The 14,903-nt window shown below is 70.4% G+C and carries 15 protein-coding genes; 7 read left to right on the forward strand and 8 right to left on the reverse strand.

Translation table 11 applies throughout. From position 1 onward, the window contains the following. Nucleotides 1-65: 65 nt before the first annotated feature. Nucleotides 66-1,562 carry a glycerol kinase GlpK gene (glpK, locus tag WG903_RS02075; RefSeq protein WP_340072533.1) on the reverse strand — a complete coding sequence of 499 codons (1,497 nt, stop codon included), beginning with the start codon at nt 1,560-1,562 and terminating at the stop codon, nt 66-68. 125 nt (nt 1,563-1,687) lie between these two features. Between glpK and WG903_RS02080 the strand changes: the two genes are divergently transcribed. After that, the gene (locus WG903_RS02080; protein WP_340072534.1) at nt 1,688-1,939 is read left to right on the forward strand and encodes a hypothetical protein; all 252 of its coding nucleotides are present in this window, start codon (nt 1,688-1,690) and stop codon (nt 1,937-1,939) included. Here WG903_RS02080 and WG903_RS02085 read toward each other — a convergent pair. Beyond that, nucleotides 1,936-2,415, reverse strand: coding sequence for an Lrp/AsnC ligand binding domain-containing protein (locus tag WG903_RS02085; RefSeq protein ID WP_340072535.1), 480 nt, complete (start codon nt 2,413-2,415; stop codon nt 1,936-1,938). The two genes, WG903_RS02080 and WG903_RS02085, sit on opposite strands and share 4 nt — an antisense overlap. Before the next feature lie 72 nt (nt 2,416-2,487). Here WG903_RS02085 and WG903_RS02090 point away from each other — a divergent pair, with 72 nt between their 5' ends. Continuing rightward, nucleotides 2,488-5,454 carry an L-glutamate gamma-semialdehyde dehydrogenase gene (locus WG903_RS02090; RefSeq protein WP_340072536.1) on the forward strand — a complete coding sequence of 989 codons (2,967 nt, stop codon included), beginning with the start codon at nt 2,488-2,490 and terminating at the stop codon, nt 5,452-5,454. A 3-nt stretch (nt 5,455-5,457) separates the two neighbouring features. Here WG903_RS02090 and WG903_RS02095 read toward each other — a convergent pair whose 3' ends face one another. From WG903_RS02095 to WG903_RS02105, 3 genes are all read right to left on the reverse strand, one after another. After that, nucleotides 5,458-5,796, reverse strand: a complete 339-nt coding sequence (locus WG903_RS02095) for a hypothetical protein (RefSeq protein WP_340072538.1) — start codon at nt 5,794-5,796, stop codon at nt 5,458-5,460. A gap of 81 nt (nt 5,797-5,877) precedes the next feature. After that, nucleotides 5,878-7,248, reverse strand: a complete 1,371-nt coding sequence (gene gorA / locus WG903_RS02100; protein ID WP_340072539.1) for a glutathione-disulfide reductase — start codon at nt 7,246-7,248, stop codon at nt 5,878-5,880. Between the two features lie 65 nt (nt 7,249-7,313). Next, nucleotides 7,314-8,873 carry a sensor histidine kinase gene (locus tag WG903_RS02105; RefSeq protein ID WP_340072540.1) on the reverse strand — a complete coding sequence of 520 codons (1,560 nt, stop codon included), beginning with the start codon at nt 8,871-8,873 and terminating at the stop codon, nt 7,314-7,316. A 142-nt stretch (nt 8,874-9,015) separates the two neighbouring features. On the opposite strand from WG903_RS02105, the gene WG903_RS02110 reads away from it, so the two are divergent. After that, nucleotides 9,016-9,360 carry a hypothetical protein gene (locus tag WG903_RS02110; protein ID WP_340072541.1) on the forward strand — a complete coding sequence of 115 codons (345 nt, stop codon included), beginning with the start codon at nt 9,016-9,018 and terminating at the stop codon, nt 9,358-9,360. On the opposite strand, the gene rocF is transcribed toward WG903_RS02110, so the two are convergent. Continuing rightward, nucleotides 9,357-10,265: an arginase gene (gene rocF / locus WG903_RS02115; RefSeq protein WP_340072542.1), complete on the reverse strand. Its 909-nt coding sequence runs from the start codon at nt 10,263-10,265 to the stop codon at nt 9,357-9,359. The two genes, WG903_RS02110 and rocF, sit on opposite strands and share 4 nt — an antisense overlap. A gap of 104 nt (nt 10,266-10,369) precedes the next feature. Here rocF and WG903_RS02120 point away from each other — a divergent pair, with 104 nt between their 5' ends. The 4 genes from WG903_RS02120 to WG903_RS02135 are packed head-to-tail and all read left to right on the forward strand — an operon-like array spanning nt 10,370 to nt 12,951. Beyond that, the gene (locus WG903_RS02120; RefSeq protein WP_340072543.1) at nt 10,370-11,527 is read left to right on the forward strand and encodes a zinc-dependent alcohol dehydrogenase; all 1,158 of its coding nucleotides are present in this window, start codon (nt 10,370-10,372) and stop codon (nt 11,525-11,527) included. 11 nt (nt 11,528-11,538) lie between these two features. Continuing rightward, nucleotides 11,539-12,099: a hypothetical protein gene (locus tag WG903_RS02125; RefSeq protein ID WP_340072544.1), complete on the forward strand. Its 561-nt coding sequence runs from the start codon at nt 11,539-11,541 to the stop codon at nt 12,097-12,099. A gap of 7 nt (nt 12,100-12,106) precedes the next feature. Continuing rightward, nucleotides 12,107-12,469: a hypothetical protein gene (locus WG903_RS02130; RefSeq protein WP_340072545.1), complete on the forward strand. Its 363-nt coding sequence runs from the start codon at nt 12,107-12,109 to the stop codon at nt 12,467-12,469. Further along, nucleotides 12,469-12,951, forward strand: coding sequence for a 5' nucleotidase, NT5C type (locus WG903_RS02135; protein WP_340072546.1), 483 nt, complete (start codon nt 12,469-12,471; stop codon nt 12,949-12,951). Before WG903_RS02130 ends, WG903_RS02135 begins: the two co-directional genes overlap by 1 nt. Here WG903_RS02135 and WG903_RS02140 read toward each other — a convergent pair. Both WG903_RS02140 and WG903_RS02145 read right to left on the reverse strand, forming a co-directional pair. Continuing rightward, nucleotides 12,944-13,606: an OmpW/AlkL family protein gene (locus tag WG903_RS02140; protein WP_340072548.1), complete on the reverse strand. Its 663-nt coding sequence runs from the start codon at nt 13,604-13,606 to the stop codon at nt 12,944-12,946. The genes WG903_RS02135 and WG903_RS02140 overlap by 8 nt on opposite strands. 17 nt (nt 13,607-13,623) lie before the next feature. After that, nucleotides 13,624-14,802, reverse strand: coding sequence for an SGNH/GDSL hydrolase family protein (locus WG903_RS02145; protein WP_340072549.1), 1,179 nt, complete (start codon nt 14,800-14,802; stop codon nt 13,624-13,626). Nucleotides 14,803-14,903: the final 101 nt, after the last annotated feature.

A 14,903-nucleotide genomic window follows, 5' to 3' on the forward strand; every position in this document is an offset into this window, starting at 1 on the left:
ATACGAAGACGCGAATTCTGCGCCCGCCGCGTGCCTGCGCGAAATCCGCGCTAACCCCGTGTGTGTCAGGCCAGCGACGCCTGCCGCACGGCGTGTTCCCAGCGCTGCATGAGCTCGCCGGCGCGGGCGCGGTCCAGCGCCGGCGTGAAGCGGCGCTCGACGCGCCATTGCGCGGACAGCTCGTCGACGCCGCGCCAGACGCCGCTGGACAGGCCCGCCAGGTACGCCGCACCCAGCGCCGTGGTTTCGGTCACGGCCGGCCGCACGACGGGGATGCCCAGCAGGTCGGCCTGGAACTGCATCAGCAGGTCGTTCACCGCCGCGCCGCCGTCCACGCGCAATTCGCTCACGGGCGCCGCGCCGGCGGCCACCGCGTCGCGGCTCATGGCCTGCAGCAGCGCCGTGCTCTGGTAGGCGATGCTCTCCAGGGCCGCCCGCGCGATGTGGGCCACGGTGGTGCCGCGCGACAGGCCCGTGATCGTGCCGCGGGCATCGGGCTTCCAGTAGGGCGCGCCCAGGCCCGTGAAGGCCGGCACCATCATCACGCCACCGGCGTCGGGCACGCTCTCGGCCAGCGACTGCACCTGCGCACTGCTGGAGATCGCCTTCAGCCCGTCGCGCAGCCATTGCACGACCGCGCCGCCGACGAACACGCTGCCTTCCAGCGCGTACTCGGGCTGCGCGCCCAGCTGCGCGGCGCTGGTGGTGAGCAGGCCGTTTTGCGACTGCTGGAATTTCGCGCCGGTGTTCATCAGCAGGAAGCAGCCGGTGCCGTAGGTGTTCTTGGCCATGCCTTCGCGAAAGCACGCCTGCCCGAAGAGCGCGGCCTGCTGGTCGCCCGCGACGCCGCCGATGGCGATGGGCGCGCCCAGCACCGAGGCCAGCGTTTCGCCGTAGGCCGCCGACGACGGCAGCACCTTCGGCATCAGCGACGAAGGAACGCCGAACAGCGCCAGCAGCTCTTCGTCCCAGCGGTTCTCGCGCACGTTGAACAGCATGGTGCGCGACGCGTTCGTCACGTCGGTGGCATGCAGCGCCCCGCCCGTGAGCTGCCACATCAGCCATGTGTCCACGGTGCCGAACGCCAGTTCGCCGCGCTCGGCCTGGGCGCGCGCGCCGGACACGTTCTCCAACAGCCACGCGGCCTTGGTCGCGCTGAAGTACGAGTCGACCAGCAGGCCCGTGCGTTCACGGATCAAGGCCTCCTTGCCGTCCTTGCGCAGCTTCGCGCACATCGGTTCGCCGCGCCGGTCCTGCCACACGATCGCGTGGTGGATCGGCTGGCCGGTCTTGCGGTTCCACAGCAACGTGGTCTCGCGCTGGTTGGTGATGCCGATGGCGCGGATCGCCCTGGCGTCGACCTTCGCCTGCGCCAGCGCCGCCTTCGCGGTGGCCAGCTGCGTGCGCCAGATCTCGCGCGGGTCGTGCTCGACCCAGCCGGGTTGCGGGTAGATCTGGGGCAGCTCCTCCTGCGCCAGGGCGACGATGCGGCCGCCGGCGTCGAAGACGATGCTGCGGGAGCTGGATGTGCCCTGGTCCAGGGCGAGCAGGTAGGTCGTCATGGGCGCGATTGTGGCGAGGCCCGCGCCGGCGCGGTGTTGTCCTACTTGCCCATGGGGGTGCCGTCCTACAAGGGCAAACCGTAACGAGGTGTACGGTTGAGGCGGGATGTCGTTGGGAGCACAACATGAACGAGCGCGTGGTGGGCCCGATCAAGGGCTATTACATCGCCAGCTATGCCTGCGAGATGGGCGAACTCGGTGACCGCTACCTGGGGTTCGCCAAGCTCTGCCTGGCCCGGCCCGAGGACTACTGGCAAGCCCGCGCCTGCGCGAAGTTCAGCTCGGAACACCTGGCCGATTCGCCGGAGCATGCGATGGAAACCGCGGAAACGCGCGCCCGCATGCAGATCGCGAACATGTCCGCGCACGCGCGCTAGCGCGCCAGCGGCAGGCGCGTGGTGCTCTTGACCTCTTCCATCACGGCATAGGTGCGCGTCTCGCGCACGCCGGGCAGCTGCCACAGCACCGTGCCCGCGAATTCGCGGTAGGCCTGCATGTCCGCCATGCGCGTCTTGAGCAGGTAGTCGAAGCCGCCCGCCACCATGTGGCACTCCATGATCTCGCCGCGCACCTGCACCGCGGCGTTGAAGGCCTCGAACACATTGGGCGTCGTGCGATCCAGCAGCACCTCCACGAACACCAGCATGCCGGCGCCCAGCTTCAGCGGGTTCAGCCGCGCCTCGTAGCCCAGGATGTAGCCCTCGCGCGTCAGGCGCTGCACGCGCGCCAGCACCGCCGTCGGTGAGAGCGCCACCGCCTCGGCCAGCTTCAGGTTGGACAGGCGACCGTCGCGCTGCAGGACGTCCAGGATTTTCAGGTCGATCTTGTCCAGATCGGAGGTTTCGGCGGCCATCGATAGTGAATCATTCGTCCGATTCCCGGAATTTAGCGCAAAACTCACCACGGAAACCGGGACGATACCGGCATGGACACCCCTGCCCCGCCGGAGGCCCAGCGCCTGCCCACCCCCTACCGACCCGAAGCCGACGTGGTGCGCCACCGGCTCGCCTCGCTCGAAGCCGCGCTGAATTGGCCCGCCGCGGCGGAAAACGCCAAACCCTGGGTCGCCGCCGTGCGCAGGAACCCGCCGCCGTTCTGGGCGATGGAAAGCCTGCTGAAGGAATACCCGATCTCCTCGGCCGAGGGCCTGGCGCTGATGCGGCTGGCCGAGGCGCTGCTGCGCGTGCCGGACGCGGAAACCGCGATCGCGCTCACGGCGGACCAACTGGGGCGCGCGGACTTCGAGGGCGCGGCCGACGGCGCGCTGGCGCGCCTGTCGCAGGCGGCGATCTCCATGTCCAAGAAACTGCTGCCGCATGAAACCGAGCCGGGGCTTCTCGGCCGCCTGGGCGCACGCACCGTCGTCGCCGCCACGTTGCGCGCCGTGCAGCTGCTCGGCCGCCAGTTCGTGCTGGGACAGGACATCGTCGAGGCGATGGATGCCGCGAACGACGCGCGCCGCGACCTGCCGAACCTGCGCTTCTCGTTCGACATGCTGGGCGAAGGCGCACGCACCGAACACGATGCGCAGCGCTACCTCGCGAGCTACACGCACGCGATCGAGGCGATCGCCTCGCGCGCCGACGCGCGCGGGCCGGTCGAACGCAACGACGGCATCTCGATCAAGCTGTCGGCGCTGCACCCGCGCTACGAAGCCCTGCAGCGCGACCGCGTGCTGGGCGAACTCGTGCCGCGCGTGTGGCAGCTGGCGCAGCAGGCCGCGCGCGCCAACATCAACCTCACCATCGACGCCGAGGAAGTCGACCGCCTCGAGATTTCGCTGGACGTGTTCGAGGCGCTCGCGGCGCAGGTGGCCCGCCACCATCCGCAGTGGCAGGGCTTCGGCCTGGCGCTGCAGGCCTACCAGACGCGCGCGCTGGAGCTGATCGAATCGGTGGCCGGCATCGCGCGCCGCCACGGCATCCGCCTGATGTGCCGCCTGGTCAAGGGCGCCTACTGGGATGCGGAGATCAAGCGCGCGCAGGAGATGGGGCTGCCGCACTACCCGGTGTTCACGCACAAGCACCACACCGACGTCTCCTACCTGGCTTGCGCGCGCGCCTTGTTCGCGGCGCAGGACGTGATCTACCCGCAGTTCGCCACGCACAACGCCGGCACCCTCGCGGCCATCGTGCAGATGGCGCGCGCGGCTGGCGCGACGTTCGAGCTGCAGCGCCTGCACGGCATGGGCGAAGGCATCTACCGCGAAGTGCTCAAGGACCCCGGGCTCGCCTGCCGCGTGTACGCGCCGGTCGGCCAGCACCGCGACCTGCTCGCCTACCTGGTGCGCCGCCTGCTGGAGAACGGCGCGAATTCCTCCTTCGTGCACCAGCTGGCGGACGAATCCGTGGGCATGGACGAACTGCTGGACTCGCCGCTGCACCTGGAGGCGAAGCGGTCGCTGCCCCTGCCGCCGCAGCTGTATGGCGCGGACCGCGCGAACAGCACCGGCGCGGACCTCACCGTGCCGCAGATGCGCGCGCCGCTGCTCGAGGCGTACGCGACGACGCCCGTCGCGGCTGTCGCCGAATTCGACCCGGCGCGCACGGCCGACGCCGTGCAGAGCTCGCTCGCCGCCTTCCACGGCTGGGCCGACACGCCGGTGGCCAGCCGCGCGCGCATCCTGCGCGCTGCCGCCGACGCGATGGACGAGCGCCTGCCGCAGCTGTGCGCGGTGATCGTCAAGGAAGCGGCCAAGACCTGGGGCGACGCCGTGGCCGAGGTGCGCGAGGCCGTGGACTTCCTGCGCTACTACGCCAACGAGGCCGAGCGCATCATGCAGCCGGCCGACCTGCCGGGCCCCACGGGCGAGAGCAACGTGCTGCGCCTGCTGCCGCGCGGGCCGTGGGTGTGCATCAGCCCGTGGAACTTCCCGCTTGCGATCTTCACGGGGCAGGTCGCCGCCGCGCTCGCCACCGGGAACACGGTGCTGGCCAAGCCCGCCGAACAGACACCGGCCATCGCGCTCGAAGCGGTGAAGCTGCTGCACGCCGCGGGCGTGCCGCGCGACGCGCTGCAACTGCTGCACGGGCCCGGCGAAACGGTCGGCGCCGCGCTGGTCGAACATCCGCGCATCGCCGGTGTCGTCTTCACCGGGTCCACGCAGGTGGCGAAGATCATCAACCGCACGCTCGCCGCCAAGGACGGGCCCATCGTGCCGCTCATCGCCGAGACCGGCGGCATCAACGCGATGGTGGTCGACTCCACCGCCCTGCCCGAGCAGGTCGCGGACGCGGTCGTGCAAAGCGCCTTCCGCTCCGCGGGCCAGCGCTGCTCGGCGCTGCGCCTGCTGTGCGTGCACGAAGGCATCGCCGACGGCGTGATCGAGATGATCCAGGGCGCGGCGCGCGAACTTGTCACCGGCGACCCGGCGCAACTGCGCACCGACGTCGGCCCGGTGATCGACGGCGAGGCGTGGGAAAACCTGATGCGCCACGTCAAGCGCCTGCACGCCGAGGCGCGCCCCTTGCTGCCGCCGAGCGCGTTCGCGCCCGGTTCGCGGCTGATCGCGCCGCAGGCATTCGAAGTGAAGTCCGTCGCCGACGTGAAGCAGGAGATCTTCGGCCCGGTGCTGCACATCGTGCGCTGGAAGGGCGACCCGCAGGCGTTGATCGACGAGATCAATGCGCTCGGCTATGGCCTGACGCTGGGCATCCAGACGCGCATCGACACGCGCGCGGATGCGCTCGCGTGCCGCGCGCGCTGTGGCAACGTTTATGTGAACCGGAACATCATCGGCGCCGTGGTGGGCGTGCAGCCCTTCGGCGGCGAAGGCTTGTCGGGCACCGGCCCGAAAGCCGGCGGCCCGCACTACCTGTACCGTTTCTGCGCGGAGCAGACGGTCACGATCAACACCACCGCCGCCGGCGGCAACGTGGCGTTGCTCGCGTAGCGATTAACCCATCTGCAGCTGCTTTTTCAGCTGCGAGGCCTGCTGGTGCGTGCGCTCGATGGCCTGCTTCAGCTGCGGGTCGACGTTGCCCGCCTGCTTGCAGGCCTGCAACGCGCGGTCGGCCGCCTGCTCCAGCTGCATGACGGGATCGCGCAGCTGCGACGCGTCGCCCTGCTGCTGCGAACTGCCGGAGCTGCAGGCCTGCTGGGCCTGGCGCGCCTGCTGGTGCAGGGCCTCGACCGATTGCTGCAGCTGGCCGGGCGCGGCCTTCGCCGCGCGCTTGGCTTCGTCGGCCGCTTCCTCGATGCCGTCGATGCGTTGCTTGATGTCGTTGATCTGCATGAGTACTCTCCTTGTTGGGGAGAGCGCAGCGTACGCAGCGCGAGGCTCAGCGTGGCGTAGGACGTGGACTCCTTTGCGTCCTTACGGCTGGGGCACCGGCTCGCGCATCGTCACGAACTCTTCTGCCGCCGTGGGGTGGATGCCGATCGTCGCGTCGAACACCGCCTTGGTCGCGCCGGCCTTCATCGCCACCGCGAAGCCCTGCACGATCTCGCCGGCATCGGCGCCGACCATGTGCAGGCCGACGACGCGGTCGGTCTCGTCCTCGACCACCAGCTTCATCAGCGTGCGCTCGCTGTTGCCGGACAAGGTGTGCTTGAGCGCCTTGAACTCGCTGCGGTAGATGCGCACCTTGTCGAACAGCTGGCGCGCGCGGGCTTCGGAGTAGCCGACGGTGCCGATGCTGGGCGTGGTGAACACCGCCGTCGGCACGTACTCGTAGGACATGCGGCGCTGGCCGTCGCCGAACAGGTGGTCGACCAGCGCCATCGCTTCGGCGAGCGCCACGGGCGTGAGCTGGAGGCGGGCGGTCACGTCGCCGACGGCATGGATGGACGGCACGTTGGTGGTGCCGTGGCGGTCGACGACGATCGCATCGTTGACGCCCTGCGACACCCCGGCGCCGCCCAGGCCCAGGCCCGCCACGTTCGGCACGCGGCCCGTCGCATACAGCACCGCGTCGACCTCCACGCGCCGGCCGTCGACCAGCGACACCGCCAGGCCCGCCGCGCCCTTGTCGATGCGCGCGACGTCCGCGCCCGTGTGCAGCTCGACCCCGTGCTTGCGCATCTCCTGCGCCACGTGCGCGCGCACGTCGTCGTCGAACCCGCGCAGCACCTGCTCGCCGCGGTACAGCTGCGTGACGCGCGCGGCGAGGCCGTTGAAGATCGACGCGAACTCGCAGGCGATGTAGCCGCCGCCCACCACCATCAGGCGCTTCGGGAAGGGATCGATGTCGAACATGCCGTCGGAGGTGACGACGTGCTCGCGGCCCGGGAATTCCGGCACGCTCGGGCGGCCGCCCGTCGCCACCAGGATGTGGCGGGCGGTGACGTGCTCGTCGCCTTGCGCGGTGGTGACCTGCACGCCGTGGGCGCCGGTGAGGCGCGCCCAGCCGTTCACCAGTTTCGCGCCGGCGCCGGCCAGCAGTTGCGCATACACGCCGTTCAGGCGCGCGATCTCCCGGGCGCGGTTGGCGCGCAGCTTGGCCCAGTCGAACTGGGGCTGCCCGGCGTTCCAGCCGAAGCCCGCGGCGTCGCGGAAGTCCTCGGCGTAGTGCGCCGCGTAGCTGTACAGCTTCTTGGGGATGCAGCCGACGTTGACGCAGGTGCCGCCCAGCTGCGCGGCCTCGACGACGACGACGCGCGCGCCGCGCTGCGCCGCCATGCGCGCCGCGCGCACGCCGCCGCTGCCGGCGCCGATGACCAACAGGTCGCAATCGAAATCGGCCATTCGAATCCCTCCACGCGAAGATGGGGGATTGTCGGCGCAGGCGGGGAAACCTTGCCGGCGCGGGCCTAACGCGGGGCCGTGCCGACCTGGAAGCGGAAGGTGGCGCCCTCGCCGGGCCGCGAGCTCGCCCACACGCGCCCGCCGTGGCGCTGCGCGATGCGGTGCACGATCGCCAGGCCCATGCCGGTGCCCGTGAACTCCTGCGCGCCGTGCAGGCGCTGGAACGGCAGGAACAGCTTGTCGGCGTACTCGGGATCGAAGCCGGCGCCGTCGTCCTCGACCACGAACACGGGCCCGCCTTCGCCGGCTTCGGCGCGGAAGGCGATGCGCGCCTCGCTGCGGCGCGAGGTGAACTTCCACGCGTTGTCCAGGAGGTTGTCCACCAGCAGCGCGAGCAGGCGCGCATCCCCCTGCACGCGCGGCGTGTCCTCGATCGCGGCCTGCACGCGCCGAGCCGGCTCGCGCTCGCGGATGCGCTCGAGCCATGCGCGCGCCAGTGCCGACAGGTCCACGCTGGCCTGCTGCAAGGGCTCCTGCGACAGGTTCGCCAGCGACAGCAGCGCGTCGGTCAGGTCGGACATCGAGTGCACGCCCGCGCGCACCCGGTTCAGGTAATGGCGGGCGCGCTCGTCCAGCCGGTCGCCCAGCAGCAGCTCGAGCTGGCGCGCGAAGCCGTCGGTGCTGGCCAGCGGGCCGCGCAGGTCGTGCGCCAGCGAGTAGGCGAAGATGCGCAGCTGCGCGTTGCTCTCCTCCAGCTGCGCCGTGCGCCGCACGATGCGCGCCTCGAGCTCCTCGTTGACGCGGGCCAGCTCGCGCGCCTGGTCGCGGATGCGCTGCTGGTCGCGCTCGTGCTCCGTCAGGTCCTCGACGATGGACACGAAGTACGGCGCCGTGAGCTCGCTGCGCACCAGCGTGACCGACACCCGCGCCGGCCAGACCTCGCCGCCCTTGCGCATGAATTCGCGGCGCGCGGTGTAGGAGAAGATGCGCCCGTCCAGCAGCGCCTGCACGTCGCGCACGCGCGAGGCGCCCCGGTCGGCCAGCAGGTCGTCGGCCGACATCGCCAGCAGTTCCTCGCGCGAGTAGCCGTGCATGCGGCACAGCGTCTCGTTCACGCGCACGATGCGCCCGTCCAGCCCGATGTGCAGGATGCCGAGCGCGGCGCGCTCGAAGGTGGCGCGGTAGCGCTCCTCGCTTTCGCGCTGCGCCTCCTCGGCCAGCTTGCGCTGCGTGATGTCCTGCACCTGGAGCAGGAAGCGCCAGGGCTGCCCCACCTCGTCGTGCACCAGGCTGCAGCTGATGTGCGTCCACACGATGCGGCCCGTGCGGTGCAAGTAGCGCTTGTCACGCTCGTAGCTGGGGAAGGCGCCCGAGAGCATCAGCGCGCGCAGGCGGCGGTCCTCCTCGACGTCGTCGGGATGGCTGATCTCGATGGCCGACCTCCCGATGAGTTCGGCCTCGCGGAAGCCGAACATCTCGCACAGCGCGTGGTTCACGCGTTCGCCGCGCGAATCCAGGTCGAGCAGCGCCATGCCGATCGGCGAGAACTCGAAGGCGGCGGCGAACTGCCCGCTGGCCGAAGCCGCCGGCGGCGCCGCGTGTGGAAAGCGTGAGACGGAACCCATCGGCCGATTGGGCCCGAATCGGCGCCGCGCGGCAAGGCCGAGGCGGGGCCGTCGGCCCCGTCCGACAGGCGCGCTGCCCGGCAGACGACCGCCGCGCCGCGCCCCGCGCACCACACTGTCGCAACCCCAAACGGAGAACACCATGGCCTACAGCAGCATCCTCGGCGCGGAAAAGGCGCCCGCCCACCCGTCCGGCCGCGATGCCGACGCACTGGGCCCCAGCGACAACTCAGACAGCGGCAGCGACGCCATCGGCACGTTCGAGGCGCACGCCGACAGCGACGCCGTCGGCACGGGCGAACGCGGCGCGGTCACGCCCGACTCGGAAGGCCGCGAAGGCGGCGACATCCTGCCCGACCATGTGATCGTGGCGAGCGCCGAGGAGCAGGCGCTGCAGTCGGGCGAGGGCTTCCCGGATGCCGACGTCGATGCCGACGAGCTCACGGACCTCGACGCCGACGTCGACGCGGACGCCGAAAGCCGCTAGCGCGCCAGCGTCGAGGCGCCGAACAGGCTGGCGACGAATTCCACCGCCAATTCCGCCGTGCGGTTGCGCACGTCCAGCGCCGGGTTGATCTCGACCACGTCGAGCGACCCGAGCCGCCCCGTGTCCGCGATCATTTCCATGCACAGCTGCATCTCGCGGTAGGTCGGCCCGCCGCGCACGCCCGTGCCCACCCCCGGCGCGTCCATCGGGTCGAGGCAATCGAGGTCGAAGCTCACGTGCAGGTGCGTGGCGTCGTCCACGTCGTGCAGGGCCTCGATCATGGTGTTGCGCATGCCGTGCTCGTCGATGTGCCGCATGTCGAACACGGACAGCTCCAGCGCCTGGATGGCCTGCTTCTCGTCGGCATCCACGCTGCGGATACCGATGAAGTCGATGTCGTCGCGCGTCAGCGCCTGCGGCTCGCCGCTCCAGCCGACCAGCTGCTTCGGCCCTTCGCCCAGCAGGCACGACACCGGCATGCCGTGCAGGTTGCCCGAGGGGCTGATGGTGGGGTTGTTGACGTCGCTGTGCGCGTCGAGCCAGATCACGCGCAGCTTCTTCTTGGCATAGCGGCAGTGGCGCGCGACGGCGCTGATGGAGCCGATGGCCAGGCAATGGTCGCCGCCCATGAGCAACGGCACCTGCCCGGCGGCGAGCACGGCCGCGACTCGGTCGAACACGCTGCGGTTCCACGCGACCACTTCCTCCAGGTGCCGGATGCCGCCCTGCGGCGGCAGCCACGGCGTCGGCGGGCCCGCGAGGTTGCCGTGGTCGATGACCTTGAGCTTCATCGCCACCAGCGCGTCGTAGATGCCGGCCACCCGCAGCGCGTCGGGCCCCATGCCCGCGCCGCGCACGCTGGCGCCCACGTCCGTGGGGGCGCCGATCAAACTCACCGTCTTCATCGTCTGGCTCTTCCGTCCGGGTGTCTTTGCTACCGAGTGCGTCCATCCTAACCAATGCCGCGCTTCCGTTGCCGAGAATGGCCGTCCACCCCCATGAGGATCACATGCTGGCCATGAACTACCGCGGGCCCTACCGCGTGCGCGTCGCGCACAAGCAGGAGCCCGAGATCGAACACCCCAACGATGCGATCGTGCGCGTGACGCGCTCGTGCATCTGCGGCTCCGACCTGCACCTGTACCACGGCCTCGTGCCCGACACCCGCGTGGGCATGACCTTCGGCCACGAGTTCACGGGCATCGTCGAGGCCGTCGGCCCGTCCGTGCAGAACCTGAAGAAGGGCGACCACGTGCTGGTGCCCTTCAACATCTTCTGCGGCACGTGCTTCTTCTGCCAGAAGGAGCTGTACAGCAACTGCCACAACGTCAACCCGCAGGCCACCGCCGCGGGCGGCATCTTCGGCTACTCGCACACCACCGGTGGCTACGACGGCGGCCAGGCGGAATTCGTGCGCGTGCCGATGGCCGACGTGGGCCCGACCATCATCCCCGACTGGATGGACGTCGAGGACGCGGCGCTGCTCACGGACGTCTGCCCCACGGGCTACCAGGCCGCCGAGATGGGCGATATCCGGCAAGGCGACACCGTCGTGGTGTTCGGCGCCGGGCCCATCGGCCTGCTGGCCGCGAAATCCTCGTGGCTGATGGGCGCAGGCCGCGTGATCGTGGTCGACCACCTCGACTACCGCCTAGAGTTCGCCAAGCGCTGGGCCCAGTGCGAGGTCGTCGACTTCCGCGAGGTCGGCGACATGGCGATGCACATCAAGCGCATGACCGACTGGCTGGGCGCCGACGTCTGCATCGACGCCGTCGGGGCCGAGGCAATGGGCAGCGCGCTGCAGCACCTCACCGGCGTCAAGCTCAAGTTGCAGGCGGGCGCGGCCACGGCCCTGCACTGGGCGATCAACTCCGTGCGCAAGGGCGGCACGGTGTCCATCGTCGGCGTGTACGGGCCCACGTTCAACATGGTCCCGATCGGCAACGTGGTGAACAAGGGCCTGACGCTGCGCGCCAACCAGGCGTCCGTGAAGCGCCACCTGCCACGGCTGATCGAGCACGTGAAGGCGGGGCGCCTCAAGCCCAGCGAGATCATCACGCACCGCTTCGCTCTGGAGGACGTGCCCGACGCGTACCACATGTTCTCGAGCAAGCTCGACGGCATCATCAAGCCCATCATCGTGCCGCGCGGCGCGGCGGTGCATTGAAGGAGGGCGCCATGGACGTCACCACCACCCCTTCGACCGCCAACGGCGCACCCACGTACGTGGAGCGCACCGACCCCACCGAGCGCCAGCAGCGGCATCGCGACACCGCGCACATCGACGGCTGGGGCGCCGACGCGGACCCGGCCAACCGCCCCGCGGTGCCGAAGGAGCGCACGCCGCCGCGCCTGGAAGGCGTGCATTGGCACGAGCCCGAGCGCCAGCGCCCGGCGCCGCACCGCATCCACCACTCCACGGAGAGGCCCGGCATCACGCCGGTGTTCGGCACCAGCGTCGGGCCTTCGGGCGTGTCGGGGCTGATGCGCGACGCCGCCTTCCGCTACAGCGAGAACGACATCCGCCACTGGCTGATCTTGCTGGGCGCCGACCGCATCAACATGGTCGAGGGCCTGCTCGACGACCTCGCGCACGGGCACGTGCCCAACCTCTGGAAGGAGATGGGGCTGGCCTCCGAGTGGCGCTACAACCGCAAGGGCTTCATCGCCAAGGCCGCCGTCCTCGGCGGCGTGGCCGCCCTCGCGTACATGGCCGTGAATCGGCGGAATCGGGGATGATGCGCGGATGGTGATCGGCTGGAAGGTGGACCGGGCGCAGCGCGACGCGCTGCTGACGCGCTTCAGCCCGCGCTACGCCAGGGCCATCGCCGACCACGTCACGCTCGCGGCCAACGTGGCTGCGTCGACGCCGCCGCCCAAGCCGGCGGCGTGCCGCATCGTCGGCCATGCCGACGACGGCGCCGGCGTGGAAGCGGTGGTCGTCGAGATCGACGGCACCACGGCGCGCCCCGGCGGCGGCACCTTCCACATCACCTGGTCGCTCGCCGAGGGCCGCCAGGCGAAGGAGAGCAACGACGTGATCGCCGCACGCGGCTGGCAGCGCTTCGACGAGCCGGTGGACGTGACCGTGGAGCCTGCCTCGTTCTGATGGAAAGGCGCCTGTACCTCGACTGCGACGGCGTGCTCGCCGACTTCGACGCCGGCGCGCGCGAGCTGCTCGGCATGGGGCCGCAGGAATTCATGGAACAGCGCGGCAAGGGCGCGTTCTGGAAGAAGCTGGCCACGCACCCAGACTTCTACGGCAGCCTGCCGCTCATGCCCGACGCGATGGCGTTGTTCGAGGCGGTGAAGCACCTGCACCCGGTGATCCTCACCGGCTTGCCGATCGGCAAGTGGGCGGCGCCCCAGAAGGTGCGCTGGGCCGCGCGGCATTTCCCGGGCACGAAGATCCTCACGGTGATGGCGGTCGACAAGCGCAACCACTGCTCCGAAGGCGACGTCCTGGTGGACGACACCTTGAAGCACCGGCACCTGTGGGAGGAAGCCGGCGGCGTCTTCATCCACCACAAGAACGCGCGCGAGTCCCTGGCGGAACTCGCGCGGTACTTCCCGTCGCTGCGCGCTAGTTGAAGCGCGTGCCGACGCCGATGGAAAACGCCCACGGATCGACCTTCAGGTCGATCGACTGCCCGGTGGACAGCTTCGCGGTCTGCTTCAGGAAGGTCTTGTGCACCACGCCTTCCACGAACCACTTCTCGTTGACGTTGTAGGTGAGGCCCGCCGCGAGGGTGGGCGCAAGCTTGGAGCCGACCTTGAAGGTCGTGGGCGAACCGCCCGTCAGCGCCGACAGCGTGCCGGTGCTGCGCTCGCGATAGGTCTTGGCGTAGGTCAGGCCCGCGCCGACGTACGGCCGCATCTGCGCGTTGGCCGCGCCGAAGCGCCACTGCGCGATCAGCGTGACCGGGAACGAGCGCACCTCGCCGATCTTGCCCGCGCCCGCGATGGCGCCGTCGCCGGTGAGCTCGTGCCGGAACGGCAGCGCCAGCGGCAGGTCGATGGCGATGTTGTCGGTGACCATGTACGTGATGCCGCCGCCCAGCTGCGTGCTGTCGCCCACGTCGACCTTGGTGCCGGGCAGGCTGGGCGCGCTCAGGTCGCCGCTCCTGACGTCGGGGCTGATCATGGTGGCGCCGACGCGGAACGTCAGGCTGCCGGCCGGCTGCGCGTGCGCGCCGCAGGCAGCAGCGGCAAATGCCGCGGCGATGAAGGCAAGTTTCTTGTTCATGTTGTTCTCTCCTGGGCTCAGAGCCAGCCGGCCTTGGCGATCTGCACGGCGACGTATTGCGCGAGCAATTGGTAGCCGTAGGGCGTGAGGTGGCCGGTGTCGTCGGCGAACAGGTAGTGGGTCACGTCGCCGCTGATGACGCTGGCCTCGGAGCAGGTGATCGAGCGGCCCGACACGGACGCGAACGGGTTCGCGGGCGACGTGCTGCTGCAGGCGGCGGTCGTGACATTCGCCAGCGAATACTGCTGCGGGTGCGCGATCTGGTCCTGGCCCTGCGTGTACGCGTCCACGTACACGACGCCGGTGCCTTGCAGGCCGGCGGACAGCTGGGCGTTGAAGGTCTGCACCATCTGGCCGATCAGGCCGCGCGTCTGCGCGTCGAGTGCCATCGAGCCCGGCGACTGCGTCACGTCGGGCAGGTTCACCACCACCACGTACTTGGCGCCCTTGGCGAGCATCTGCGCCTTGACGAGGCCCGCCAGTTCCGCGCCCGCGACGCCCATCGACGTGACGGCCGCCGTCGCGGCGGCCTGCACGGCGGCGGCGCCACCGCCCGCCACGGCGCCTTGCGTGCTGGCGTCCCATCCGGCCGCGATCGCCGCGCCGACCGCGCCCGCGCCGCCCCCGGCCGCGGCGCCGACCGCGTTGACGTTCATGAAGATGTCGTTGCCGCCGGCCAGCACCGTGACCAGTTCGGTGCCGCTGAACGCGCCGTTGTGGCGCGACAGGTAGTTCGCCACCTGCGCCGTCAGCGGCGTTGCCGTGAGGCCCAGGTTCACCTGGCTGAACGGGGCCGCCTGCAGCGTCGCGCTGTTCGGGCCGAACACGTTCGACACGCGGGCGCTGCCTTCGGCGTAGTTGTTGCATTCGGTGTGCTGCACAACGGCAGCCCCCGTCAGGCCGGGGATGTTGGTCAGCAGGCCCGTTTGCGCCGCGCAGGGCGCCGATGCGCCGATGTCCGCCGCGATCCACTCCGTCCAGTTGCGGGCCGTCGGGCTGTTCACCGTCCACTTGCCGCCGCCGACGGCCGCGATCGTGCCGACCTTCTCGTTGCCGACGTCGCTCAGGCTGTCGCCGAACGACACCAAAGCCGTGAACGGGACGCGCGGGTGCTGGTCACCCGCACCGCCGCCGCCGCAAGCCGCCACCACCAAGGCGGCGCCCAGCACCGCCAGCTTCGTCTTCAGAAATCTCATCCCCGTGCTCCTGTGGTCCTGCGAAAACAAAAGCGAACGGTCGTTCGCTTTTCGGAACGAGAATCGTAGGCCCCCGGGCCGGGCGGGCCGCACAGGGTATT

This window comes from Ramlibacter sp. PS4R-6 (assembly GCF_037572775.1).
Lineage (GTDB): Bacteria > Pseudomonadota > Gammaproteobacteria > Burkholderiales > Burkholderiaceae_C > Ramlibacter.

Coding starts and splice junctions, on each gene's coding strand:
- glpK (WP_340072533.1), bottom strand. CDS start 1,562: ATGACGACCTACCTGCTCGCCCTGGACCAGGGCACATCCAGCTCCCGC.
- WG903_RS02080 (WP_340072534.1), top strand. CDS start 1,688: ATGAACGAGCGCGTGGTGGGCCCGATCAAGGGCTATTACATCGCCAGC.
- WG903_RS02085 (WP_340072535.1), bottom strand. CDS start 2,415: ATGGCCGCCGAAACCTCCGATCTGGACAAGATCGACCTGAAAATCCTG.
- WG903_RS02090 (WP_340072536.1), top strand. CDS start 2,488: ATGGACACCCCTGCCCCGCCGGAGGCCCAGCGCCTGCCCACCCCCTAC.
- WG903_RS02095 (WP_340072538.1), bottom strand. CDS start 5,796: ATGCAGATCAACGACATCAAGCAACGCATCGACGGCATCGAGGAAGCG.
- gorA (WP_340072539.1), bottom strand. CDS start 7,248: ATGGCCGATTTCGATTGCGACCTGTTGGTCATCGGCGCCGGCAGCGGC.
- WG903_RS02105 (WP_340072540.1), bottom strand. CDS start 8,873: ATGGGTTCCGTCTCACGCTTTCCACACGCGGCGCCGCCGGCGGCTTCG.
- WG903_RS02110 (WP_340072541.1), top strand. CDS start 9,016: ATGGCCTACAGCAGCATCCTCGGCGCGGAAAAGGCGCCCGCCCACCCG.
- rocF (WP_340072542.1), bottom strand. CDS start 10,265: ATGAAGACGGTGAGTTTGATCGGCGCCCCCACGGACGTGGGCGCCAGC.
- WG903_RS02120 (WP_340072543.1), top strand. CDS start 10,370: ATGCTGGCCATGAACTACCGCGGGCCCTACCGCGTGCGCGTCGCGCAC.
- WG903_RS02125 (WP_340072544.1), top strand. CDS start 11,539: ATGGACGTCACCACCACCCCTTCGACCGCCAACGGCGCACCCACGTAC.
- WG903_RS02130 (WP_340072545.1), top strand. CDS start 12,107: ATGGTGATCGGCTGGAAGGTGGACCGGGCGCAGCGCGACGCGCTGCTG.
- WG903_RS02135 (WP_340072546.1), top strand. CDS start 12,469: ATGGAAAGGCGCCTGTACCTCGACTGCGACGGCGTGCTCGCCGACTTC.
- WG903_RS02140 (WP_340072548.1), bottom strand. CDS start 13,606: ATGAACAAGAAACTTGCCTTCATCGCCGCGGCATTTGCCGCTGCTGCC.
- WG903_RS02145 (WP_340072549.1), bottom strand. CDS start 14,802: ATGAGATTTCTGAAGACGAAGCTGGCGGTGCTGGGCGCCGCCTTGGTG.